14 protein-coding genes, 1 tRNA gene, 3 rRNA genes and 1 pseudogene are annotated in these 25,924 nt (G+C 41.7%); 11 read left to right on the top strand and 8 right to left on the bottom strand.

The window, feature by feature from the left end:
- Positions 1 to 98: 98 nt before the first annotated feature.
- Both MsAm2_RS01645 and MsAm2_RS01640 read left to right on the top strand, forming a co-directional pair.
- Positions 99 to 2,822: a GLUG motif-containing protein gene (locus MsAm2_RS01645; protein WP_338098083.1), complete on the top strand. Its 2,724-nt coding sequence runs from the start codon at positions 99 to 101 to the stop codon at positions 2,820 to 2,822.
- A 441-nt stretch (positions 2,823 to 3,263) separates the two neighbouring features.
- Positions 3,264 to 3,587: a hypothetical protein gene (locus tag MsAm2_RS01640; protein WP_338098082.1), complete on the top strand. Its 324-nt coding sequence runs from the start codon at positions 3,264 to 3,266 to the stop codon at positions 3,585 to 3,587.
- Between the two features lie 357 nt (positions 3,588 to 3,944).
- Here MsAm2_RS01640 and acs read toward each other — a convergent pair whose 3' ends face one another.
- Positions 3,945 to 6,044, bottom strand: coding sequence for an acetate--CoA ligase alpha subunit (gene acs, locus MsAm2_RS01635; protein WP_338098081.1), 2,100 nt, complete (start codon positions 6,042 to 6,044; stop codon positions 3,945 to 3,947).
- A 780-nt stretch (positions 6,045 to 6,824) separates the two neighbouring features.
- Here acs and MsAm2_RS01630 point away from each other — a divergent pair.
- The 4 genes from MsAm2_RS01630 (at position 6,825) to pyrF (ending at position 9,223) form a co-directional block, all read left to right on the top strand.
- Complete coding sequence (locus MsAm2_RS01630) at positions 6,825 to 7,163, top strand: thioredoxin family protein (protein ID WP_338098080.1); 339 nt, start codon at positions 6,825 to 6,827, stop codon at positions 7,161 to 7,163.
- Positions 7,164 to 7,346: 183 nt separating this feature from the next.
- Positions 7,347 to 7,445, top strand: coding sequence for a hypothetical protein (locus tag MsAm2_RS08340; protein WP_420846972.1), 99 nt, complete (start codon positions 7,347 to 7,349; stop codon positions 7,443 to 7,445).
- A gap of 90 nt (positions 7,446 to 7,535) precedes the next feature.
- Positions 7,536 to 8,552, top strand: a complete 1,017-nt coding sequence (locus MsAm2_RS01625) for a deoxyhypusine synthase (RefSeq protein WP_338098079.1) — start codon at positions 7,536 to 7,538, stop codon at positions 8,550 to 8,552.
- 14 nt (positions 8,553 to 8,566) lie between these two features.
- Positions 8,567 to 9,223, top strand: a complete 657-nt coding sequence (gene pyrF / locus MsAm2_RS01620) for an orotidine-5'-phosphate decarboxylase (RefSeq protein WP_338098485.1) — start codon at positions 8,567 to 8,569, stop codon at positions 9,221 to 9,223.
- A 1,006-nt stretch (positions 9,224 to 10,229) separates the two neighbouring features.
- Here pyrF and MsAm2_RS01615 read toward each other — a convergent pair.
- Positions 10,230 to 10,670: a VOC family protein gene (locus MsAm2_RS01615; protein WP_338098078.1), complete on the bottom strand. Its 441-nt coding sequence runs from the start codon at positions 10,668 to 10,670 to the stop codon at positions 10,230 to 10,232.
- 224 nt (positions 10,671 to 10,894) lie between these two features.
- Positions 10,895 to 11,665, bottom strand: a pseudogene (locus MsAm2_RS01610) (23S rRNA (uridine(2552)-2'-O)-methyltransferase); the annotation flags it as partial.
- Between the two features lie 394 nt (positions 11,666 to 12,059).
- On the opposite strand from MsAm2_RS01610, the gene MsAm2_RS01605 reads away from it, so the two are divergent.
- Both MsAm2_RS01605 and MsAm2_RS01600 read left to right on the top strand, forming a co-directional pair.
- On the top strand, positions 12,060 to 13,679 hold the full coding sequence (locus MsAm2_RS01605) for a phosphopantothenoylcysteine decarboxylase domain-containing protein (RefSeq protein ID WP_338098077.1): 1,620 nt from the start codon (positions 12,060 to 12,062) through the stop codon (positions 13,677 to 13,679).
- 22 nt (positions 13,680 to 13,701) lie between these two features.
- On the top strand, positions 13,702 to 14,691 hold the full coding sequence (locus tag MsAm2_RS01600) for a pantoate kinase (RefSeq protein ID WP_338098076.1): 990 nt from the start codon (positions 13,702 to 13,704) through the stop codon (positions 14,689 to 14,691).
- Between the two features lie 551 nt (positions 14,692 to 15,242).
- Here MsAm2_RS01600 and rrf read toward each other — a convergent pair.
- The 4 genes from rrf to MsAm2_RS01580 form a co-directional block, all read right to left on the bottom strand.
- Positions 15,243 to 15,364, bottom strand: a 5S ribosomal RNA gene (gene rrf / locus MsAm2_RS01595).
- 152 nt (positions 15,365 to 15,516) lie between these two features.
- Positions 15,517 to 18,450: ribosomal RNA gene (locus tag MsAm2_RS01590) — 23S ribosomal RNA — on the bottom strand.
- 447 nt (positions 18,451 to 18,897) lie between these two features.
- Positions 18,898 to 18,970 (bottom strand) — tRNA-Ala (locus MsAm2_RS01585).
- Between the two features lie 127 nt (positions 18,971 to 19,097).
- Positions 19,098 to 20,570: ribosomal RNA gene (locus MsAm2_RS01580) — 16S ribosomal RNA — on the bottom strand.
- The 16S, 23S and 5S rRNA genes sit together here with 1 tRNA gene alongside, the layout of an rRNA operon.
- 1,217 nt (positions 20,571 to 21,787) lie before the next feature.
- Here MsAm2_RS01580 and eif1A point away from each other — a divergent pair.
- The 3 genes from eif1A (at position 21,788) to MsAm2_RS01565 (ending at position 24,175) form a co-directional block, all read left to right on the top strand.
- Entirely contained in the window at positions 21,788 to 22,156 is a 369-nt protein-coding gene (gene eif1A, locus MsAm2_RS01575; protein WP_338098484.1) for a translation initiation factor eIF-1A, read from the top strand.
- A 397-nt stretch (positions 22,157 to 22,553) separates the two neighbouring features.
- On the top strand, positions 22,554 to 23,483 hold the full coding sequence (locus tag MsAm2_RS01570; RefSeq protein WP_338098075.1) for a serine protein kinase RIO: 930 nt from the start codon (positions 22,554 to 22,556) through the stop codon (positions 23,481 to 23,483).
- A gap of 110 nt (positions 23,484 to 23,593) precedes the next feature.
- Positions 23,594 to 24,175 carry a KH domain-containing protein gene (locus tag MsAm2_RS01565; RefSeq protein ID WP_338098074.1) on the top strand — a complete coding sequence of 194 codons (582 nt, stop codon included), beginning with the start codon at positions 23,594 to 23,596 and terminating at the stop codon, positions 24,173 to 24,175.
- A 4-nt stretch (positions 24,176 to 24,179) separates the two neighbouring features.
- On the opposite strand, the gene MsAm2_RS01560 is transcribed toward MsAm2_RS01565, so the two are convergent.
- Positions 24,180 to 25,733, bottom strand: coding sequence for a dihydroorotase (locus MsAm2_RS01560; RefSeq protein ID WP_420846980.1), 1,554 nt, complete (start codon positions 25,731 to 25,733; stop codon positions 24,180 to 24,182).
- Positions 25,734 to 25,924: the final 191 nt, after the last annotated feature.

Raw genomic sequence — 25,924 nt, 5'->3', positions numbered from 1 at the left:
AATGAATTAAAATATTTTGTATGAAATTTAATATTGAAATGGAAAATGAATAAAACAGATCCGTTATGACATCACACACTGCAAAAAGACGAATCCTATTGATACTTATTATCCTTCTCCTTCTCTTGACATTTACAGCCTGGTTTATTTGGTTCAATCAAAATGCAGAGAATGCATGTATTTGTGACAAAGAGAATGCAACATCTTCAGCACCCAGTTTTGAGCTTCCGGCCGCTTCCAACCCGGTTCCTCCGGTTCATGTGACCCCGGGGGGAAATGGAACCGGTAACAATACAACGCCTCCGGCTGTATTTCCGATCACCCAAGTCGAACTTTTCGACTACAATCAAGATGATGCAAAGACGCTCCGTGTAATTGTAACGGCCGATATAACGGCGGACTCGATGGAAAACAATGTGTCCGTTTACTATGAAAATTTGAACAATTCGGACGATAATGGAACAGTTTCCCTGGGCAGCGGAGACATCAATGTTTTTGATGCTGCCGCCGACCAATATCTTGTTTCCATCCGAGAAACAGGAACGCAATTGGGAAGCATGGGCAGTTTAGATACGTACAGTTATTCATTCCTTTTTGACGGTGTGACAAATACCGCCAGCAATGCTCACTATCCGTTTGAGTCCGGAACCGGCACACAAGCGGACCCCTTTGAAATTACAAATATTGTCCAATTGGATGCGCTGCGGTATTACACGGAAGATAACGGAGACAATGCCAGCGGAAAATATTTTGAATTGACCGAAGACATTAATTTTCCGGCAGAGTGGAACAACGCAACGAATAATCCATTTAACCGCGGAGAGTTGGAAGTCAACAGCAAAGAAACCGGATGGATTCCGATTGGCGGAAATCAAGATGGCACAATATCAACATGTATCCAAAATCCGTTTAAAGGAACATTCTACAGCACACCTGTTTCCGGCCAACCCAAAACACTTTCGGATTTCTCCATTCGTTCCGGAAAAAATGCAATCGGCTTATTTGGATCAATTGAAACTGGAACAATTAAAAACTTGGATATTGAAAATATAGAAGTCAGCGGAAATTCTTTTGCAGGAGCTCTAACAAGCTATTCAAAGGATGAAAAAATTGAAAATATCCACACAAGCGGAAGCATTGAGGCCAATTATTCCGGTGGTTTAGTCGGTTATACCGATGCCAATTCTTTTATCAATGATTCCGTTTCAAATGTGAATGTTTTTGGTTATCTCGAAAATGGGGGTTTAGTCGGACATTCTGAAGGCACAAAAATTAATAATTCTTCTTCTTCCGGAAATGTTGAAGGATACCAGTGGGCAGGCGGGCTGCTTGGAAAAATCAATAATACTACTGTGGATAATTCGGCTACTACCTCAAAAGTCAACCTCAGCATGTATGGAACAACCCAATACATTGGGGGTTTTGCGGGATGGATGAACAACTCAAATATTAATAATTCTTCATCCGCGGGAGATATTGATTTATCTTTGAGTGCAACCAGTACATCAGAAATCGGAAGCTTTGCGGGATGGGTGGACAACTCGAGTATTAATAACTCCAATGCTGCCGGAAATATTACAAATATCAATACATCAGTAACAAATAACAACAACATTGGCGGTTTTTCCGGTTGGATCAATAAGTCAATGATTAACAATTCCAACTCGGCCGGGTCTGTACTAGGAAACGCCAGCATCGGCGGTCTTGCCGGTAGAATGGAGAATTCAAGCGTAAACAATTCAAACTCAACAGGAAGTGTTTACGGCAATAACTGTATTGGTGGATTGGTTGGCCGCATGAATAACTCAACAATCGAAAATTCCAATTCAAGCGGCAAAGTTGAATCATTTAATACTGCTTTCGGCGGTCTTGTCGGGAACATGACAAACTCAACTATCAATGCATCTTATTCAAGCTCAACTGTCATGGAGAAAGATGTTGCGGCCGCAGTGACAACAACCGGTGCAGGTGGTCTTGTCGGAAATATGACAAATTCCTGTGTTACAAATTCTTTCGCAAACGGAACATCTGTCAAAGGCGGAAGGTATGTAGGAGGATTGGTTGGGTCTTTGGATAATTCCACGATCAATAAATCCGGCTCAAGTGTCAGAAGCGTTGAATCAGCAATTGCAATCAATCAGCCTTCTTCATATATGAGCCTGGTAGGAGGCCTTGTAGGATTTGCAACCAATAAAGCTTCTATCAACAATTCCTTTGCGACCGGAAATGTAATCGGCAATAGAAATAACACAGGCGGATTAGTCGGATTGGCATCAGGCGACATAACCAATAAAATCAAAATCAATAACAGTTATGCCACAGGAAACATTAGCGGTCAAAATGACTCCGGCGGTTTGGTTGGAAACTTGACGAATGGTTCTGTTGAAAATTGTTATGCGGCCGGAAACATAACAATTTCCACGGGATCATTTTCAGGAATCGGCGGACTTATAGGAAAGGTGAGTAACAGTAGTTTAGATCATAGCATTGCTCTAAACAAAAATATTGAAGCCGGAACAAATCCGGTTGGAAGAGTTTATGGCATCGGTTCCGGTACTAATACCATTTCTGATCATTATGCCTACGATGGCATGACGAAAAACGGAACCGGAACTTTCACAGAAGGAGGAATGAATGGCATGAACGTCAACAAACCAACTGCACTCACCCAAGTTTTCTACAACGATACCCTCAAATGGAATTTCGGGTCAACCGACACGGTCTGGAAAATGGGGAACACCGCCTATCCATTGCCGGTTTTGAATTGGCAAGATGAATCGACCTATCCGGAAAATCCGCCGGCTTGGGCCGTAACGTCATAAGTTGAAAAAAGGAATTGTTTTTAACAATTCCTTTCCCCTTTTCCTTTTTTGGTTCTTTTTCCGGATGCATTTGCCGCGCGCGTTATGGCAGTAATTTTTTAATTTTGCCGATAAAAGCGGAGATTGAATTTTCATTTATTTTTTACTTTTTTATTTTCTTATTTTTTACTTTTTTATTTTCTTATTTTTTACTTTTTTATTTTCTTATTTTTTACTTTTTTATTTTTTTATTTTCTTATCTTTACAATTTTTCATTTCAACACATTTTGTTTTTCAAATTCCGTTCGAAGACATGTCCGCATAATTTTGAACTGTCGGATTTATAAATCCGGTTTAATTAATTGAATTTTTATAAGTCCCACCGCTATTAATTATTCAACAAATAATATATTACGATTATTTTTTAAATACCCAGCGAATTCTCTTTATTGGGGATTTATTTTGTCAAATAACCAAGGTCGAATTCAACCTCAAATAAAACAAGTATCCAAAAAAAGACCATCCGATAACCGAAAAACCAAAGATTGCATCATTTCGGCAATTCTGATTCTCATGATTTTTTTGCTTCTTTTCTACTTCTCGGCATCCAAAAACAATGTTCAAGAAGTGGAACAGACTCATCCATCCGTTCAATTCACAAAACTTCCAACCCATCCGGACTCAGCGGAAAACCTGCCGATTCTTCCGGATAAAGCGGTCAAACCGACCAAACCGATCAGAAGTTCGACCACAGACGGCTTTGGGAACAGCATAAAATTCAAATGAAAAGAAGAATTGAAAAAAAATCGAATGAAAAAACAAACGCAGGCAAAATAAAAATAACGAAAAAAAATAGGAATACAAAACAAAAACAGGAATAACGAAACAAAAACAAGAATAACGGAATAAATAACAAAATTCGGGATCAAGAAAAACGAATAAAAACGAAAACAAATGACCTAAACGAATAAAAAATGAATAAAAAACGAATAAAAACAAAAACGAATAAAAATAAAAACAATAAAATTAAAACGAATTAAAAAGCGAAAAATAAAAAACGAAAAATAAAACGAGAAGGAAAGACTTCGAATGAAATCTTTTCCTTCATTTCTTTTTTAAATGCCCTTTTTCCATGAGCTGCGATTATTTGTTAAAACATTTTTCATTCAACATAATCCGCATGTCAATCGCATAGGTTGTAACGCCGTCATCCATGACTTTCATCGGGTTGATTTCAAACTCATTGATTTCCGGGAAGTCGACGACCAGTTGCGAAACTTTCATCACGGCATCAATCAAAACATTAATGTCCACCGGTTTTGCACCGCGGGCACCTTCGAAAATCTTAAACGTCTTGATGGACCGGATGAGTTTTTCCGCTTCATCCCGGTTTAAGGGTGCGACAGCAAACGATACGTCTTTTAAAATTTCGACATAAATTCCGCCGAGACCGAACATGACCAACGGACCAAATGTCGGATCACGAATCATTCCGATAATGATTTCATTGCCGCCGATGAGCATCTGCTGAATTTGGACGCCTTCGATTTTGGCATGCGGAACGTGTTTTTTTACATCCACCATCATTTTCGCGTACGCATCTTTAATGTCTTCTTTGTTCTTCAGATTCAACCGAATTCCGCCGGCATCCGATTTGTGGGTAATGTCCGGAGACACGATTTTCATCACAACCGGATAGCCCATTTTTTCGGCGGCCTTGATTGCCTCATCGACCGTTGCCGCTTCTTCATTTCCGACAAGCGGAAGACCGTAGGCTTCCAAAATGTCAATCGACTCCAAGCCCAAAACAAAGTCTTTGTTGTCGGTTTGCTTTTTCATGAGCGTCTTGACCTTTTCTTTGTCCACTTTGACAATTTCCGGCTTTTTGAATTCCGTCTTTAAAATGTCCGCGTAATCACAAAGGGCACGCATGGTTTCAATGGCCGCTTCCGGATAAGTGTAGTTCGGAATGCCGACCTTTTGAAGCATTTTTTCGCCGGGCGCCATCAAAGTGCCGCCGAAGAAGACACAAAGAATCGGTTTTTTTGCCGACTTGAACCGGTCGATGACCAATTGGGCGGTGTTCTCAACTTCCGTGACAGACTGTGGCGTGACCAGGAAAATAATTCCGTCCACGTTATCGTCTTCCAGAGCCGTGTCCAACGCAAGACCGTAGCGATCCGGTTTGGCGTCGCCAAGAACATCAATCGGATTTTTGGCACTGGCCGCTTCCGGCAAAGCCGATTTTAATTTTTGATAATTCGCGTCTTTTAATTTAGCCATTTGCATGCTGTTGTTGATAACCGCATCCGTTGCCATAATTCCGGGACCGCCGGCATTGGTAATAATAGCAATGTTTCTTCCTTTCGGAAGCGGGCATGCGGAAAATGCCAAGCTGTAGTTCATCATTTCATCAAGTGCTTTTGCACGAATGATTCCGGCCTGCTTGAATGCGGAGGTGTACGCCTGATCGGCGCCCGCGATGGATCCGGTGTGCGAGGAAACGGCGGCAGAGCCGGCATCGGTCGTTCCGGATTTAATGAGAACGATGGGTTTTTTCTTACAAGCGATTTTGGCGGATTCCATAAAGGCGGGACCGTCAACAATTTCTTCCAGATAGGCGGCAATCACTTTGGTATTTGGGTCGTCGGCGAAATCTTCCAGGCAATCTTTTTCATTGACACCGGCTTTGTTTCCAAGACTCACGACACGCGAAAATCCGACGTTGCGGGCATCTGCCCAGTCTAACATGGCCGTCATAATGGCGCCGGATTGGGACATAAATGCGATATCGCCAGTGATCGCCATCATTTTAGCAAATGATCCGTTGAGTTTTGCATGTGTGTCAATGATTCCAAGACAGTTGGGACCGACCAGTTCCATATTGTATTTTTTGCAAGCGGCTGCGAGCTGCTTTTCCATTTCGGCACCGGAAGAATTGACTTCCTTAAATCCGGCGGAAATAACGATAACACTTTTGACACCCGATTTTCCGCAGTCTTCCGCGGCTTCCAACACGAATTTGGACGGAATACAAAAGACCGCCATGTCCACTTTATCGGGACAGGCCGAAACAGTCGGATAAGCTTTCAGGCCCATGACTTCGCTGGCGCCTGTGTTGATTGGAATAACTTTTCCCGGAAAAAGGTTAACTAAGTTTTTCAAAACGTCGTGTCCAATTTTTCCTTTGGTGTCCGATGCGCCGATAACGGCGACGGTTTTCGCTTTAAACATATTGAGCATGGATGTGAATCTCCTTTTTATTGATCGAACCGGTAATGATGAACGTTTTTATTCACACGTTTTTTTCATTTCCGCCCGTATAGACACGGAAAGATTATACCGCAAAGTCCCCGTGTATAGAATTTTATTTCTGACATCTTTTCAGGTTTGCTCAAAAATACGGAAAAAATAAAAGTCAAAATTTGAAGAATTTGGTTTTGAAGTGTGGAAAAAATCAATTTTTTCCAATTTTCGTTTTTTATTTTTTGTTCGTTTTTAGTGTTTTTTTAAGGTTTTTAGGTTTAGTCGTTTTTGGTTAAATGTTGTTTTTTGTTTTTGAACGGATAAATGTAAACCAGCAATTTTTATTTGCGATTCACTTTTTTCCCGATTTTACATCTATTGGATTTTTCTCTTAAAAAATCAATTAAATGTAATGAACGTATATGTCAATTAACCCTTTCTATATAAACATGTTTGTAGAAACAAACCAAAATTAAAGGGACAGTCGGCACAAAGAACATCCCGGTTTGCAATAAGCCAAAACGTAATTATATAATATTTTATATATTAATATAGGATTAAGTTTTTATGGTCGGTTGGTTTAAATGAGATGACCTTCTTGAAATAAAAATAAATGAATAAACACAAGCGAACATTTCAGAAATAAGCAAAATCGAATCCATCGAAAATTTTTAAAAAATTAAAAATCATAAACACAAACATAAAATCATTCAATAAAATATTTTAAAAATCAAATTGTAATACTTTTCAATGCAATACTTCAAAAGGTGAAAGAAAATGGCAAACAATATTACGGAAGCAACAACAAAAACCTGGGACTCGATCATTGAATCCTCCGATAAGCCGGTCATCGGCATGTTTTACATGACCACATGTACCCACTGCCAGCGTATGAAACCTGTTTTTGAAGAGCTTTCAGAGAAATACGGCAAGAAAGTCACTTTTGTCCGGATTGAAGCCATGGACAACATTGATATCACCAAACGGTACGGCATTCGGGCGGCTCCGGCTTTTAAATATTTCAAAAACGGAAAACTCTTAAATGAAACCGATGTTGCCTTATCCGCCGAGCAAGTCACTCAAATTGTCGCCGATTTAGCGGATGGAAAACTGTAACCCAACAATTTTTCCAACTTTTTTCTATTTTTTATTCTTTCCGATTTTTTTCTATTTATCCAATTTTTTCTATATTTTATTCTCTCCGATTTTTTTCAATTTATTCCAATTTTTTCGATCTGATTTCCCAATTTTTCTCTATTTTGCATCAAAAATTTGTTTAAAGATTTCTGCAACATTGTTGTGGAACCTTGCGTACGTACCTTTTTCCGGCAATGTAATTTCAACAAAAATATCATTTTTTCTTATAAAGAGTGGATGAAAATATGTGATAAAATGTAAATAGAAAGGTATTCTTTTCCTTCTCACGTTCTTTTTTGTTCAAATCATTTTTTAGAATTATTTCATTTTCAAATAAACAGAGGAAAAATTATGGTACAGGTGACGGAAGGATGTCAGAAACTGACAAAACCGGTTGTTCCCGCCGACATTTCGGGGGAAATGGATTTGGATGAATTTGTCACCGCCTTGTCCGGCTGCGCCTTTGGCGCCCGGAGAATTGCGGAAGCGGTCGACATTTACACGGAAATGTTATCCGACAAAAAAACGGTCAAATTTTTAGGACTGGCCGGCGCGATGGTTCCGGCTGGCATGCGCAAAATCGTTGCCGACCTCATTCGGGATGGCCACATTAATGTGTTGGTGACGACCGGCGCCAACATGGTTCATGATGCCTTGGAAGGCCTTTACATGCCGCATTATAAAGGTTCCGACCAATCCAACGACGTCAAGCTTCACGATGAAGGAATCGACCGCATCTACGATGTTTTTTTGCCGGACCATCATTTTGAGGAATTTGAAGGATTTATGCAAGAAATCATTGCGGATTTGCCGGCGGAAAAACCGGTTTCCATCGCCGGATTTATGAAAAATATCGGAAAAAATATAGATAATCCGGATTCGATTCTGCGGGCGGCTTATGACATGAATGTTCCAATTTATTGTCCGGCGTTTCCGGATTCCGTCATCGGTCTTCAGGCTTGGCTTTACAAAGAAACGAATCCGTTAGTGGTTGACGCGCTGGCGGACATGCATGCATTCATGGACATTTGCTGGGAAGCGGAAAAAGCGGGTGCGGTTTTCATCGGTGGCGGCGTCCCGAAGAATTTCATTTTTCAATCCATGTTGGTCACACCGCGGGATTTTGACTACGCGATTCAATTGACAATGGACACGCCGCAAACGGGCGGCCTCTCGGGCGCGACTTTGGAAGAAGCGATTTCGTGGGGAAAAGTGGGTTCCAAATCCCGTCTTGTAACGGTTTATTCCGACGCGACCATAACATTTCCATTGATGGTCGGCGCGTCCCGCGCACGGCTTAAAAAACAAAAAGAGAATACCGGAAATCATGAAAAACATGGAAATCATGAAAAACACAAACCGGAGTGAACAAAATGTCTGAAATTCACAGAAAAACCGGTGTCATTCTTGCGCTGGATGTGACCAAAAAGGAGGAGGCGCTTTTGATTTCAAAAGAAGTCGCCGGATTCGTGGATGCCATCAAAATCGGATATCCGCTGGTTCTTGGGACCGGTCTTTCCATCGCGAAAGATTTGTCAAAAATCGCACCGGTCATTGCTGATTTTAAAGTCGCGGACATTCCCAACACCGACCGCCTTATTTGCGAACATGTCTTTTCCGCCGGCTGCGATGCGGTTATCGTTCAAGGATTTACCGGATCGGACAGCCTTATGGAATGTGTCAAAACAGCAAATGAATTCCAAAGGAAGGTTTTTGTCGTGGCCGAAATGAGCCATCCCGGTGGCGATTATTTCTTTACGGATGCCGTCTCCAAAGAAATCGCGGCGCTTGCGAAAAAAGCGGGCGCTTTTGGAATTGTTGCCCCGGCAACGCGTCCGGAGCGGGTAAAAGAATTAAGAGCCGTCATTGGAAAAGATTTAAAAATTATTTCTCCCGGTGTCGGCGCTCAAGGCGGAAGTGCGGCCGACACAATTAAAGCCGGCGCCGACTGGGTTATTGTTGGAAGAAGTATTTATGGGGCAAAAGACCCGAAAGCCGAAGCGGAAAAGATTAAAAAAGAAATTGAAAAATTGATTTGAAAAAAATAAAATAAGAATGAGCAGCAACAAAAAATGCAAAAAATGTAAAAAACACAAAAAATGCAAAAAAAGAGCAATAACAATCAACACCAAATAAATACAAAAAAGAGCTGTAGCAACATCATTTGAAGAAGACAAGCAAACCATCCCGCAAAATCAGACGCTTTGCGTCTGATTTTTGCGGAGATTCATAATGAATGAAATGATTATTTTTGGCGGCAGATGCATTTATTATATTTGCTGCAATCTGTTTTCCAATTTTAGACTGCTGCAATCCATTTTACAATTTTGCGCTGTTGCAATCTGTTTTATAATTTTGGACTGCAATCCATTTTACAATTTTGCGCTGCTGCAATCTGTTTTCTAATTTTGCGCTGCTGCAATCTGTTTTCCAATTTTGGACTGCTGCAATCTGTTTTATAATTTTGGACTACTGCAATCTGTTTTATAATTTTGCACTGCTGCAATCAGTTTTCTAATTTTGCGCAGCTGCAATCTGTTTTATAATTTTGCGCAGCTGCAATCTAACTCTACCAACATATCTATTCATAACAACTCCAAAAAATTCGGACGCGGTCCGCGTCCGAATTTTTGGAAGTTTGAACAGAATAGAAAAATGAAATAACATCAAAATAAAATATCAAATCAAAAATAAAATTATCAAAAAGGGAAATGATAAAACAAATCATCAAAAATAAAAATGATAAAAACCAAATACAATATATTTTTATAAAATGCGAAATATAATAAATACTCAGGAAAAATCATGGCTCTTTCATTTCATAAAATGTCGGCAGTTGAATTATTGTCCGCCGGACTCATTTTCATCATAATTTCGGGTGCGTTTCCGTTACTGATTAGTTTTTGGGGAAACAATTCCGACTCATATTTTTATCCGGAATTTCTTTTTTTAAAATTTATTGTAATGGTTGTCAGTGTCATTCTATTTTTTGCGGGACTCCTTCTTGTTTTAAGCGCAGCGCTATCAAAAATAAAAAAATAAACATTATTGACAACACAGATTGAGTTTCCAATGAATTCCAAATTTGTCGGTCAGTTCAGCGTACCCTTTGCTCCAAACCGTCTCCGCCAATTCCATTTGAATCGTTGCGCCGACCTTTAATTTATCATACAGCTTCATGATTTCATCCGGATCCTGACTCATTACAGCGATGCAGACATTGTTTCCAACCGCCAGACATTCCTCGGGAGGAATGTCAGAAAAACATAATCGGTTGCCGAAAATATGAAGTTCGGAATAAGCAATATAATTTTTCACATGATCTGGTAAAAATGAAGCAGCTGCCTCATCGGCGGGCTCCATGTCTCCGTAAGTTAAAACGTCCAAAATCTCAACACCAAAAATTCCGGCATAATAATTCAATGCGTCCCGGCAATTACCGTTGAAATTCAAAAAAACACAAAACTCCATGTTAACAACTTCCATAATTGTTTTCCAAAAAAATCCCGGACTTTATTTTATCAATCGAATTCATCGAATTCATCATTTCCGTCATCTTCTTTATGGTTTTCTTTGGGCGGAATGTAATTGTCAATATCCAAACTTCGGTCCCGCGTTCTTTGAACACGGGGTTTTTCATTCGATTCAATCACCGGAAGGTCCGGCTTTTTTAAAGTTGACCGTTTCACATAAGGATTTTCCGGCAAAACCTCCAATTTTTCTAAAACATCCGCAAACGCGAAATTCGGTTTGACATCTTCAATTTTGACTTTGACGATATCGCCGACCTGCGCCCCGCGAACGAAAATGACGAAGTTTTCCAAATAGGCGATTCCGTCACCAGACTCCCCTGTTTCCGTGATCGTTACGGCACAGACATCATTTTTTCTCACCGGAGCCGTCAAAAATCGCTTGGCAATCACATAAATTTCAGCACTGGTTGAACGTGACGCTTGCGGAGAATATGCTTTGACATAAACAAATTCGTTCCCGACCGCGTCAAAAAAATCTTTAAACAAATCCCCTTGGAACACTTTCACAACAAAAATGCCTTTAGGCTTGAGGATTTTTTTGGCACATTCAAATGCCGCTTGATTGAGCGCAATCCCACGCGCGTGGTCAAGCACCCAATTTCCGGAAAGATTCGGAGCCGCGTCACACAATACGACATCCACCCCACCTTTTCCGGCAAAATCCAAAATTTTGTCAATGGTTTCCTTTGCCGTAATGTCGCCCTTGATTGTGGAAACCCCTTCGATTTCCTTAATTCCTTGAAGATCAACGCCTAAAATACGTCCGCCGGAGAGTTCTTTGGCGACTTGAAGCCAACCGCCCGGAGCTGCGCCTAAGTCGACAATTGTGTCACCACGCTTGATGATTTGCGCCCGGTCGTTAATCTGTTTTAATTTGTAAGAAGCCCGGGAGCGGTAGCCTTCCTTTTGGGCCTGTTGATAATAAAAATCTTTTTGATTTCTTGCCATAAAAATATCCTAAAAATATTGATTCAATATCTTTTTACTTTTGGGGTGGAATGGGTTAAATGTATTTATGATTAATGTTATTATGGAAAAATACCATATCAAAAATTAATATTTTTTAATCTGCATTTACAATCTATATTGACAATCTTATAGATTTCAATCTGCATTTTATGGCTTTCAATTTATATTTTCAATTACAGCTTTTTCAATCTGTATTTTTATTTTAAAGTTTATCATTTAATTTTCAAATAGCTTCATACGAAATAGCAAATAAGTTTCAAATCAAAATGTGACGGATATGGACAATTCCAATCAAAATCATCAATGTCAGCCTCATTCTCAAAATTCAAATACTCATCCGACTCGTTGGATTTTCGAAACCAAAGGAAAATCTTTGTCCGGAAAAACAATTGTCATCGGTGTGACCGGAAGCATTGCTGCCGTGTCGGTTGTCACTTTGGCGCGGGAATTGATTCGAAACGGCGCGGAAGTTTTTGCCGTCATGACCGAGGCTGCTGCTCAGATCATTCATCCAAACGCGTTGCATTACGCAACCGGAAATGCGGTCATAACCAAGCTCTCCGGGCGGGTAGAACATGTTGAGTTTTTCGGGTCGTTTGGGCGTGCGGACTTGCTGTTGATTGCACCGGCGACAGCTAACACAATTTCTAAAATTGCCGCCGGAGTGGATGACACACCGGTCACCACCTTTGCAACAACCGCCATCGGGGAAAGGAAAAAAGTGATGATTGTTCCTGCGATGCATGAATCCATGTACCACCACCCGAAAGTGACAGAGAACTTAAAAATATTAGAGTCGTGGGGTATTGAAATTGTGGGTCCAAGAATAGAAGAAGGAGTTGCAAAAATCGCGACAAATGATGAAATTATTCACCGCGTCAAACGGTTTTTAAATCAGCCTGCCGTATTTGATCCATCCGATCGGGGACCAAACGATTGGGGACCAAACGATTTGGAACAGACAGATTCCCCATTATTATTTGGAAAAAATATATTGATTACATCAGGTTCAACTGCCGAAAGTGTGGACCCGATTCGAATTTTAACAAACCGCGCTTCCGGAAAAACTGGAACCGCCCTTGCTTTTTCCGCATACGAGAAAGGCGCTGAAGTTTATTTATTCCACCGAAATAAACTTGGTTTGACGCTTCCGCACCTGAATGAGATTTATGTCGAAAGTGCAAAAGATATGACAAAAGCCGTCGTTGAGAAGATTGAAGAAATCAACAAAAACAATAAAAGCAACAAAAGCCGTCAAAATAATATTTTAATCAGCGCGGCGGCAATTTCGGATTACTCCACCCGAAAAAATCCGGGAAAAATAAAGTCGGGACAAAATGAACTGATTTTATCGCTTTATCCGACCAAAAAATTAATCGAAGAAGCGAAGCGTGCGGATCCGGACTTGTTTGTTGCCGCGTTTAAGGCGGAATCCGGCATTTCTTTTGAAAAGTTAATTGAATCGGCCGCTCAAAAAATCAATGAGGGAATCGCAGATTGCGTGATTGCGAACGATGTAAAAGAAAGGGGGATGGGAACCGATGACAATGATGTTTTTTTGGTTTTCAAAGATATAATCATCCAATGGATACCGATTTCAGGGTCCAAAGAAAAAATCGCAGACGATATCTTAAATTATATCGCAGGCGTTCATGACATTCCAAAAAAAGAAAAAAATGATAAGACAGATCATCAGACAGATCATTTTAAAGATAATACCGCCGGTGAAGAATTAATTCCAAACGGGATGAGACCCGATTTTAGCGACCCCGAATCAAATTTTGACAGCGGAGAAGATAATGTTTGGAGTGGGGAAAATCAGATCAATCGCAAAGAATACAATTCCAATCGCGGCAATAAAAAATCCAGCTGCGATGATTTGGACTTTGATGATAAAGTAAATTTCAAAGACGGCAAACTCAACCCAAAATCTCAAAAGTCCGGCCGATACAAAAAACCGGTTTTAATGAAGGGACGATTTATTAAAAAATAAAAATAGAAACGGATGGCAGTTTATGCATAATGTCAGATCAAAAACGGTTTTCTGCCCGGGACATATCACCGGTTTTTTCCAGACTTGTGATCATTCAAACCCCCACCAAAAAGGATCTATCGGGTGTGGAATTGCTTTGGACAAAGGTCTCTTAACAATCGTAGATGTTGCCGATGTGAAAGAGAAAAAGATCGGTTGGGATGCAAAAGTTGACGACCCGGACGTGGATATATTCCTAAACGGAAAAAAAGGAAGAGGAGAGACAATTTTATCGGTTGTTTCCGAGTTGTCAAAAATCACTGAAAAGAAATATGGGCGGACGTTTCATTATACAATTTCCGGAAAAAGCGATTTTCCGCCGGGATGTGGTTTTGGAATTTCCGCAGCCGGTGCCCTTGGAACTGCTTGGGCCGTCAATGATGCTTTAAAATTGGATTTATTGGAGCGAGATTTGATGGAAATTGCACACATCGCGGAGGTTCAAAACAAAAGTGGGCTGGGAGACGTTGCCGGAGAATCTTTGGGCGGCCTTGTGCTTCGGGAAAAACCAGGCGGCTCTTTTTTTGGAGATTTTCATTCAATTCCAATTCCGGAAAAAAAAGTTTTTTGTTTGGTTTTGGGAGAGCTTTCTACAAAAGAAATTATTTCCAGTCCGAAATATGTTCAGACAATTAACGCTGCCGGAAAAGAGGCTTTGACGAATTTTAAAAAAGAAATGACGATTGAATCGTTCATGAGAGAATCTTTGAACTTTACAAACAAAGCGGGTCTTTTGAGTGAGGAGGCCAAAAAAATCATTGAGTCTGTAGATGAAAATATGGGTTTTGCCGCTCAAGCCATGCTTGGAAATACGGTTTTTGCGATGGCGAAAGATTTCAAAAATGATGAAAAAGAAAATATGAAAACAGAAGCGGAAGAGAATATATTAAAAACATTCAAAAAATTTGGAACGGTTTACGAATGTAAAATAGGAAATTGTGGTCCGTCTTTTGTTGAAAATTACCGCTTTTAATTTAAGTTTCATAATCATACATTTTTTGATTTGATGTTGTATCTCACTATTTTTTAATTTTTTAGATCTACTGCGGCATTCAACCCAAATTTCAAATTTTTTGGTCTCTTGTTGACATCATTTTCATTTTTGTCCAATCTATTGCTGCTTTCATTCTATTGAATCTCCGCCATTTCAGACGCCATGCGTCTGAAATGGCGTTATGCTTTGTGTAAAAATAAGATTGATAGAAAGAGTTCATCCCAAACACTTGCACATAGCCTAAGAATTAAAAAATGCCCCCGTTTTCGCATATGAATCAAAAAATTAAAAAATGAATCCATGTGAACTGGAAAAATGCCCAAGAATTTCTTCCTGAAAAAGTCCTTTCAAAAACGGACCGATCCCCTTCCCGGCGCCGCCCGTCCGGACGAATAAGCACAAAAAAAGAGAAACGGAAAAATCTCAGAAATCAGAGAAAAATAGAGAGAGGAAATTTATTGATAAAAAATAGAAGAGAAAGCATTCATTGATAAAAAAATGAAAAAGTTGAATTAAAGATAAAGAAAGGCCTTTGGCAGCGATCAGTATTTCCCGAAGGCTCGCACACTTCAGTACAGTAAAGAACGCCGGCGGGCTTATCTTCTGTGTTCGGTATGGGTACAGGAGTTTCCCCGCCGCTATGGCCGCCAAAGACCTCGCTTTAAGTGGAATGGATTAATGAATAAAACGGATTTAAACGTTTTGGCATGAATGTCATGTATTTGGATTGAAACTGTTATTTTTCGGGAACTATTTTTATTTTTAATTGCCTTGGTCATATTTTCAGATATCGCCTGAAAAACTCGGTTTGCCGGTACGGACAATTAGTAAACGCGGACTGAACACCTCGTTGCCTTGATGCTTACATCCCGTTTCTATTGACCTCATCTTTTATGAGTGTCCTTATTGATGTCTCTTTTTGAGTGTGATTTCGAGCTTAGATGCGTTCAGCTCTTATTCATTGGCGCGTAGCTGCCCTGCGGTGCCTTGTCAGACAACAGGTAGACCAGTGGCGCCGTTGCTCTGTTCCTCTCGTACTAAAAGCAACTTACCCTCAGACATCGGGCACTTCCGGTAGATAGTAACCAACCTGTCTCACGACGGTCTAAACCCAGCTCACGATCTCCTTTAATAGGCGAACAACCTCACCCTTGGCTGCTGCTGCACAGCCAGGATGGAAAGAACCGACATCGAAGTAGCAAGCTGCCGGGTCGATATGTACTCTTGCCGGCAACGACACAATTATCCCCAGGGTAACTTTTCTGTAGTTTTTGGCCCGCACCAAGCGGGCTCAAAAGTTCGCTAGAACCGACTTTCGTCTCGTCATTCCTTGTTGTGCGGAATAACGTCAGGCTGACTTATGCTCTTGCACTCTTCAGTGAGTTTCCGACCCACTTGAGTCAACCATTGCGCACCCTCGATATCTTTTCAAGGGCGTCCCGCCCCAGGCAAACTGCCCACCAATCGGGGTCCTCTCGTAAGAGAGTGAGAATCGTAATTCCAAAAGGGTAGTGTCCCACTTTCGGCTCCACGTATGCTGGCGCACACGCTTCGACGCCTCCTACCTACACTGTACATTCGAAATCACAATTCAGCGACAGGCTGCAGTAAAGCTCCATGGGGTCTTCACTTCCCCCCGGAAGTCTCATGACTGTGCACATGAAAGTAAGCTTCACCGGATTCCGGTTTGGGACAGTAGAGCTCTCATTGATCCATTCATGCAAGTCGCCAATTAAGCGACAAGGTACTACGCTACCTTAAGAGGGTCATAGTTACCCCCGCTGTTTACAGGCCCTTCGTTCCGTTGAACCGGAGGTTGAGGTACCTGCACTGAGCAGGATTCAGAGATCGTACTCACCCTTACGGGTTTGCGATCTCCTATGTTGATATTAGACAGTTGGAGCTCCCTGGTCACTGCGACCTGCTGTCTTCACAGCAGGCACTCCTTCTCCCGAAGTTACGGAGCTAATTTGCCGAATTCCCTAAACCGAATTACTCCGTCACGCCTAAGCCTTTTCAGCTAGGGGCACCTGTGTCAGATCTTGGTACGGTCATTTGACACCCTTTTCACGGGCTCATGGGTGCAGCCGGCTTTCGCCATAACATATTCGCTCACTTCTCGCCATGACGGCTCTCCATAAGTTTAGATGATTAGACGGCGCGACAACGCCGCCCGGCCTGCCCTTAAGCGTCAGGATATATTTGTCAAAGGTACAGGAATATTAACCTGTTTCCCAATTCGATGCACTCGTGTTACGGTGCACCTTAGGACCGACTAACCCTCGGCTGATGATCATTGCCGAGGAAACCTGGCCCCTTCGGCGGTCAAGATTTTCACTTGACTATGCTGCTACTATTACCAGGATTTTCGTTTGCGAACGGTCCACGGGACCTCACGGCCCCGCTTCTGCCCGAACGCAACGCCCTCCTACAAGATTACCTAAACGGTACTCCATGGTATCGGTGGTCGGCTTAAGCCCCGTCAATTTTCGGGGCCCCAAACCTCGACTGGTGATCTGTTACGAACTCTTTAAAGGGTAGCTGCTTCTAAGCTAACCTTCCAGCTGTTTTGGGCTTGGGACGCCCTTTAGTGTTTACACTGAGCCGACACTTCGGGACCTTAACCATGGGCAGGGTTGTCTCCCTTACGCACTACAAGCTTACCCCAGCAGTGCGGACTCCGACCGTCTACGGTGTGGGTGGGTTTGGAGTTTGACAGGGGAGCGAAGAATTTCTTCCCCGGATTCCCCAATCAGTGCTCTACTCCACCAACGACCTCAGGTCAGGTCATGCTGCGACATGTTTCGGAGGGAACCAGCGGATGCCGGGCTAGATTAGCATTTCACTCCGAGACGTGGGTCACGTGAATGATTTGCAGATCAATACCACTTGCGGTCCTCCACGCGGCTTTCGCTACGCTTCAACCTGCCCACGCCTAGATCGCCCGGCTTCGGGTCTTATCCCGGTGACTCCGCGCACTTGTATACGCCGTGCCTCATCTTACGATTGCGCACATGTTGCTTTCGCTTTGGCTTCTTAAACAAATTAATTAGCCGTCGCCACCAAGATAAACTCCCTGGCCCGTTCTTCAAAACGTAAGATATGACGCCGGCAGTCTTGCACGTACTAAAGCCTCACGGCTTCCTCCTTCGCAAGAAAGATCCTTTCACGCCATATCGTTCCATAGCCAACAGGTTTCAGGCACTTTTTACCTCCCTTCTCGGGGTACTTTTCAGCGTTCGGTCACCCTACTAATTCGCTATCGGACTCAAGAGGTATTTAGTTTTGGAGATTGGTGTCCCCCATATTCGCGCGAGATTTCCGACCCACGCTACTCAGGAACAGGCCTTTTTCCTTTTATTCGACACCGACGTGACTATCACACTCTATGGTCTGCCGTTTCAGGCAAGTTTGGCTGAATAACATTGGAAAAATAAGGCCGTCCGTAAACCACATCTCCGTCTTATTCCTAAAACGGATTCAGTTTGAACTCTGCCGGTTTCAATCGCCTTTACTAACGGCATCTCTTGTTGATTTCTCTTCCTGCCCCTACTAAGATGTTTCAATTCGGGGCGTTCCCGACCATGACTGGTCAATACTGATGTATTGGGATTCCCATTCGGAAATCTCAGGTTCATCGGCTCCTTGCGCCTACCCTGAGCTTTTCGCAGCTTGGCACGTCCTTCATCAGCCCTTGAGCCCAGCCATCCACCTGTTGGCGTTACACCAAACAAACCGACTTTTTCAGTAGGCGTCTGATATAACCAAGTTTAATTCTTTAAAACAAAACCATCACAAATTTTAAAATTTGGTCAGAATTTTATTCAAAGATTTTTCCCGGACAATTTCTCTCATTTTTTGTCAGCATTGAACAAAAAGGGCTCTCAAATTTATTTTAAAAAATCAAAGAACCACGAAAAATTGTCGTTTATGTCTCAATCCTTTACATGACTTCACGCGAAAAGCAATTGGCTTTTGTGCCTTTCATCCGTCCTTCCCCCGCGAAATTTCACGGGGTGCATTTTAACTTTATCAGAGGAATCGAACCTCTAAAACCGAATTTTTAATTTTAAGAAACATAGGTCATGTTTTTTAAAACATATTTTAAAACGGTTTTTCCTTTTTTGGAATTTTATTTCCGATTCATTATTTTGGAATTTTATTTCCGGTTTTAACCCGAAAAAATGGACTTGTGGGGATTTGAACCCCAGGCCTCTCCCTTGCAAAGGGAGCGATCTTCCAGCTGATCTACAAGCCCCTGTTGATTTTTGCGGGCTTTTGACCCATTTTTGGGGGGCTTAGACCCGCTTTTTTTCGAGTAATTGGAGTAATTTTATTTTTTGTGACCTGATGTTTTTTCGGCATCTGACGGTGTTTTTGTTCTTAGGAGGTGATCCAGCCGCAGATTCCCCTACGGCTACCTTGTTACGACTTAACCCCCCTTGCAAAATTCAGGTTCGAATACGGCACGAATGTCCATACCCTCACCCATACCTCACTCGGGTGGTTTGACGGGCGGTGTGTGCAAGGAGCAGGGACGTATTCACCGCGCTATGTTGAAACGCGATTACTACGGATTCCAGCTTCACGAGGGTGGGTTTCAACCCTCGATCCGAACTAAGAACGGGTTTATGAGATTAACATCCCCTTTCGGGGTAGTGGCCCATTGTCCCGTCCATTGTAGCCCGCGTGTAGCCCAAGAGATTCGGGGCATACTGATCTACCGTAGCCCGCACCTTCCTCCGGTTTAGCACCGGCGGTCCCTACAGAGTCCCCGGCCATCCGAAGATGCCGCTGGTAACTGTAGGCACGGGTCTCGCTCGTTGCCTGACTTAACAGGATGCTTCACAGTACGAACTGGCGACGACCATGCACCTCCTCTCAGCGATTCAGGTAAAGTCTTCAGCTTGACCTACATATTGCTGTCTCTCCTGGTGAGTTTTCCGGCGTTGAGTCCAATTAAACCGCAGGCTCCACCCGTTGTGGTGCTCCCCCGCCAATTTCTTTAAGTTTCAGCCTTGCGGCCGTACTTCCCAGGTGGTTCGCTTCACGGCTTCCCTTCGGCACCAGACATAGTCACGCCATGCCTGACACCTAGCGAACATCGTTTACGGCTGGGACTACCCGGGTATCTAATCCGGTTCGTGCCCCCAGCTTTCGTCCCTCACCGTCGGACTCGTTTTGGTAAGGCGCCTTCGCCACAGGTGGTCCCACAAGGATTACAAGATTTCACTCCTACCCCTGTAGTACCCCTTACCTCCCCCGATCCCGAGTCCGGAAGTATCCGCTGATAGCCCGAATGTTGAGCATTCGGATTTCCCAACGGACTGTCCGGACAGGCTACGGACCCTTTAGACCCAATAAAAGCGGCTACCACTCGGGCCACCGGTATTACCGCGGCGGCTGGCACCGGTCTTGCCCGGCCCTTGCTAACACTTACGACTTAAGTAAGTGGACAGCCCGCATTTGATGCGAGCACTCGGTGTCTCCTTATCACAGTTTCCTGCATTGTAAAGTTTTCGCGCCTGCTGCGCCCCGTAGGGCCTGGATTCATGTCTCAGAATCCATCTCCGGGCTCTTGCTCTCACAACCCGTACCCGTTGTCGGCTAGCGGGTACGTTACACCCGCTACAACCTGATAGGCCGCAGACCCATCCTCAGACGAAATTCTTTCACCCTCAAAGCAGTTCCAGCAAATGAGGGTTATCCGGAATTATCCTCAGTTTCCCGAGGTTATGCCGGATCTGAGGGCAGGTTATCCACGTGTTACTGAGCATTACGCCATGTCTTGCGACATTTGACTCGCATGGCTTAGTCAAACACCGATAGCAGTAACCTCCGGCAGAATCAACCGGAATTATTACGGCAATCAATTTATTTTGCCTGCACAAGCTTTTATTTTAATTTTAGTTTTTGGGAAAAACAAAACGAAATTGGTCAAGAGAAAACAACCAAAAACAAGTTGAGCTTTTTTGCTGTCATTTTGTCAAATACTTTCTCAAGCGGTTGCTTGAAATCAAATTTTTCAAAATGCAAAAAACTCCCTTCTTTTTAAGATTTGCATTCACTTGCAGTACACATTTTGTTGATGTTTTTCGATTTCACACTTTTCGCGTGGTTAAGAATTTTGTTTTCAAAAACCACCGTCAGAGTTTACCGAAACATCAGGTCACATATCAGTCACGGAAAAAACTCCGGACCTCATTATTAATGATTGGAAATCACACAAATTTTTGAAAAATTTGCGCGGAATTCATTATAATGATGATTTTGTATATAACGATTTTGACTCAATTGAACAAAATAAAAGTTTTTTAAAAAAACTTAAAAATTGTCAAAAATCAACATCTTTTCAACAAAAAAGTCAATTATAACAAAGGATAACAAAATTGATAAAAAACTATCAATTGAAAAACTCACAACATCAAAGTTTCATACTTAAGATGCCGGTTGAGCGGGACATAACAAGACACAATTTGTATATAAAGATTTTGAGGGAATCCTTTTTTTGCTATTTTTCTATAACCTTACAATTGAATTTTCGAACGAAATTCAAACGAATTTGAAGGAAAGTTTAGATCATATTTGAGTTTTCTGCTTGTTTTTTTCGATCCATTCAAATTCCATTTTTTGAACTTTTTCAAATTTACTCAAATTTATATTCAAATTATTCAATAATTCTTAATCCAATTGGCCAAATTCATTTTCAAAATATTCAAAAATATTCAAATTCAGCCTCTCCGACTCATTTTTAGAACAGTCTGTTAAAATCATAAAAAAGAAGAGAAGAACTGAAAAATAAATGTAAGAACAAATCGGACAAACATCACAACATTTAAACAGAAAAACGATGTTATTACCACAAAAACTAAATAATATTTTAGGCAAGTTGTGAAAAAATTATAAAAACACAATCCACCTCATTAGTCAATTTTATTTGCATGCATCTAATCGGTATTAATCATAAATATCATAATTTGCATACATTTTGTATGCGTACCTATTTTGCGATAAATTGCAATTCCTTTTCACGAACGAATTTTTTAGAAATAAAAGAAAGAAACGATAAAACATGATGACAAACAATAATTCAGGTAACCGGGGATCCGGCAACAATAATGCCAATAAAAACACCAAAAGAGGAGCACCCGCCCCTGACACGGAACAAGTTATCCGAGTCAGAGTCCCCAGAAAAGAAGATCGAGAAGTATTAGCCATTGTCGAAAGCCTTCTGGGTGCCAACCACTTAAAATTAAGATGTATGGATGGTGTTGTCCGGATGGGAAGAATTCCGGGTTCCATGAAAAAGAAGATTTGGATCCATGAAGGCGACGTTGTTATTGCGGTTCCGTGGGATTTTCAAGATGAAAAGGCGGATATTATTTGGAAATACACCCGCCCACAAGTGGATTGGCTGGATAAAAAAGGATTTTTAAGAACATGATTTGAAAAAAACATGATTTAAAAAAGAACCTTTTTAAAAAGAGTATAATGAGCATAATTTGAAAAAAACACCAACCAGAGAAATAAAACCCTATTTGAATGTGTTTTTTAGAAAGATCAATTGTTTGAAAAACAATTGATTTATTTTTCTGAAATATTTCAACAATGACCTCCGAAATTGATAAAATAATTAATCTTGGACTTGACCTTGGTTTATCATATTTTATCATTTCTTTTCTAATAATTTTCAAACCAAAAAATCCGGCAATCGTTGTCACCAATTCAATTGCGGTGACTTAAAATTCCGGCGTGAAAAAGCTGAAAAAAACATTATTTAAATTTAAAAAACGAAGTTTTTAAATTCAAAAATCATTCAAAAATTCAAAGCCGGTTTTCCAATGAGTCAAAAAAGAATCGATAAGCAGATGAAAAAAATCGAAGACAAAAGAGACAAAAACCGGACTTTTAAGAAAGATTCATCCTTTCTGAAAGTCGAAGAAAACGTCTTTGATGTCCCCACTTTGAAATTACTCTACACCTTATCGAACAAAGGCTACATCACGGAAATGGGCGGCTCAATCAGTACCGGAAAAGAAGCCAACGTATTTTATGCAAAAGGTAACGAAGGCGAAGTTGCCGTAAAAATATACCGGCTGGCGTCAGGCACATTCAAATCTATGGACCCATACATTCTCAAAGACCCGCGGTTTACAAATATCCGGCACAGCCGAAAGGATATTGTTTTTGCGTGGACGAAAAAAGAATCCCAAAACCTGATTCGGGCAAAAAAGGCTGGGATCCGGGTTCCGCGGCCGATTGTCAACGACCGAAACGTGCTTGTGATGGAATTTTTGGGAAAAGACGGAAACCCACTTCCGATTTTAAAGGATTTTGCGCTGGACGACAATGAAGCCTTGCCCGTTTACCGGCAAATTATCGAATACATGCGGCGGCTTTATGTCCGGGCTCATTTAGTACATGCCGATTTGAGTGAATACAATATTCTCATCGACCCTCATCAGGATGAAACGGAAGAAAACAAAAGTGAAAACGAAAAGTTTTCCGCCAAAGATGAAAAAAATACCACCGGCTTGATACCGGAACCAATCATCATTGATGTCGGACAAGCCGTTACACTGGACCATCCCAATGCGCGCGAATTTTTATCCAGAGACATTGAAAACATTCGTCGGTTCTTTAAAAAATACGGAATTTCCGAGGATTCAAAAACCATTCTGGAAAAAATAAAACAAAAAAATGAATCGGATGAGTTATTTGAAAAAGAACTCAAAAACGAAAACCAAGAAGAATTTACAGAAATGACCTAAAATAATTATCAAAAATAATTTCAAAAATAATTACCTAAAATGATTTACCTGGAATGATGAATCAGAAATTATCAAAAATATTTGGAATACAAAACTCAAAGGAAGAAAAAATGACACAATTTATCAAAGTTCCGAAAGACCGGGTGGCTGTGATTATCGGCCCCGGCGGCGTGACAAAAAAACAAATTGAAACCGCTGCAAAAGTCACTCTTGAAATCGACGGAGAAGACGGGCGCGTGGAAATAAAATCAGAAGAGGATGCCGTTTTATCCATGCGTGCCATCGAAGTCATCAAGGCGATTGCCCGCGGATTTTCTCCCGAAAAAGCACTGGAATTATTTAATGAAGATTTTTTAATGCTGGATGTCATTGATTTATCAGAAGCGGCCAACACGCCAAAAGAAATGGAACGGCTCAAAGGACGAATCATCGGGCGGGAAGGAAAAACCCGGGAAATTGCAGAAAGATTGATCAATGTCAAAATCTCGGTTTACGGAAAAACCGTCAGCGTTATCGGGTTTCCAGAACAAACGACAATTATTCGAACGGCCATCGACATGCTTGTCAATGGCGTGAATCATGGAACAGTTTACAGTTTCCTTGAAAAGAAGCATGATGATTTAATCCGGGCCCAAATGGATTCCATTGAATATATTGATCCCGACTTGGAACAAGATGAAGAGGATTTTTAAAAAATCATTCCTCTTCTTCCTCATCTTCTTCCGCATCACCCCAATCTTCCAAATCCGACCCGTCTTCTTTTTTTCCGGCGCCCGCCAGGAATTTTCCATGCCCTTTTTTCACAATGATTTGCTGCCCGTCCCACACCACATCTCCGCGTGACAATGTCATCACCGGGAAAATGCCATCCATTCCTTCATAAGGTGTCCATTCACACCGGGAGTGCAAGTTTTTCGCTTTGATCGTTGTTATTTCTTTGGGATGGAACAATAAAATATCCGCATCAAACCCGGACTTTAAAAATCCTTTTCCCACCCGTTCCAAATCAAAAATACGGGCCGGATTCCGGCTGGTCACTTCAACCATGCGTTCCAAGGAAAGCATGTTTTTCCGGACCGCCGCAAGCAAAAGCGGCATGAGTGTTTCAACGCCGGGAACTCCGGAAGGCGCCGCTTTCATCGCTGTTTCTTTTTCATAACTTCGGTGCGGCGCGTGGTCGGATGCGACCGCATTAATCATACCGGAATTTAAAGCGTTCATCATCAAAGAAGCGCTCTTGGAATCCCGTAGCGGTGGATTCATTTTTCCAAAGGTCTTAAGCCGGCCGCAATCCTTCGTCGATAAAAAAAGATGATGCGGCGTTACTTCACATGTTATCCGTCGAAGAGTCGGAAGAGAAACCTGAGACGAAGTTGAAACCGATTCATTTTTGGAAGAACTGCCTTTTTTATTTTTTTCGTTTTCGGTATTTCCAATTTTTTCGGCATTTCCGGTTTTTTCGCTTTCATTTTTAAACGGATTTTGAAGTTTTAATTTTGTCCGCTCTGCTTCAATTAAAGAAACAGCTTCCGGGGTACTGATGTGACAGAAATGAAGATTTGCCGGAACCGCCCCTGACGCGTTAATGGCAAGACATTTTCGGACAGCGATTTCTTCGCATTCATTTGGACGGATTCGGGAATGAACGTCATCGGATTGATCATGAAGAAGCAGAGCTTCGTTTAAAAGCCGCAACGCATCATCTTCGGCATGAATGGCCGCCACCGCTCCGAGTTTTCCAATTTTAGAAAGTGCGCTTCCAAGCGTTTTTTCATCAATATTTAAACCGCCGGTCGATTCCGCCATGAAAATTTCGCCAAAGCAAGCCGCGCCCAAGTCCCAAAGTTCCGAAAGTTTTTCCAGATTATTTGTGACACCGCCGTTGATTCCAAAATCAATAACGGATTTTTTCCGTGCCTGTTTAAGTTTTTCATTAAATCCGGATTTATCAATGACGGGGGGCAAAGTATTCGGGTGCTCCAAAACCGTGGCAATCCCGCCGGCCGCTGCCGAGCATGATCCCGTATACCAGCTTTCTTTGTAAGTCATCCCCGGATCCCGGAAATGAACGTGCGCGTCAATTCCGGCCGGGATCGCAATCGCATTTTTACCGTCGATTGTTTCATTTAAGTTGGAGACCCGAAATTCCTTGGAAATTCCGATAACTCTGCCGTCCTCGATTAAGATTTCGGCCGGCGTTAAAACGTGATCCAAAAGAAGGCGAACATTTTTGATTAAAACATCAGGCATGCTCATTCAGATGAATTTCAACTTAAATATAATTTGGGATTGAAAAACCGGAAAAACAAAAATTGAGACAAGACTAAAAAATAAACAAAATAAACAAAAACCGTTCCCCGTTTTTGTTGAATTTTTTAAAAAAATTGCTGCGATAACGCGTGCGGCGGCGGATTTCAAAACAACAAAACAACAAAACCGTT

This window comes from Methanolapillus ohkumae (assembly GCF_032594355.1).
Taxonomy (GTDB): domain Archaea; phylum Halobacteriota; class Methanosarcinia; order Methanosarcinales; family Methanosarcinaceae; genus Methanolapillus; species Methanolapillus ohkumae.
This window is presented reverse-complemented; position numbering and strand designations above follow the sequence as displayed.

Coding starts and splice junctions, on each gene's coding strand:
- MsAm2_RS01560 (WP_420846980.1), bottom strand. CDS start 25,733: ATGCCTGATGTTTTAATCAAAAATGTTCGCCTTCTTTTGGATCACGTT.
- MsAm2_RS01615 (WP_338098078.1), bottom strand. CDS start 10,670: ATGGAAGTTGTTAACATGGAGTTTTGTGTTTTTTTGAATTTCAACGGT.
- MsAm2_RS01630 (WP_338098080.1), top strand. CDS start 6,825: ATGGCAAACAATATTACGGAAGCAACAACAAAAACCTGGGACTCGATC.
- eif1A (WP_338098484.1), top strand. CDS start 21,788: ATGACAAACAATAATTCAGGTAACCGGGGATCCGGCAACAATAATGCC.
- MsAm2_RS01570 (WP_338098075.1), top strand. CDS start 22,554: ATGAGTCAAAAAAGAATCGATAAGCAGATGAAAAAAATCGAAGACAAA.
- MsAm2_RS01565 (WP_338098074.1), top strand. CDS start 23,594: ATGACACAATTTATCAAAGTTCCGAAAGACCGGGTGGCTGTGATTATC.
- MsAm2_RS01625 (WP_338098079.1), top strand. CDS start 7,536: ATGGTACAGGTGACGGAAGGATGTCAGAAACTGACAAAACCGGTTGTT.
- MsAm2_RS01600 (WP_338098076.1), top strand. CDS start 13,702: ATGCATAATGTCAGATCAAAAACGGTTTTCTGCCCGGGACATATCACC.
- acs (WP_338098081.1), bottom strand. CDS start 6,044: ATGCTCAATATGTTTAAAGCGAAAACCGTCGCCGTTATCGGCGCATCG.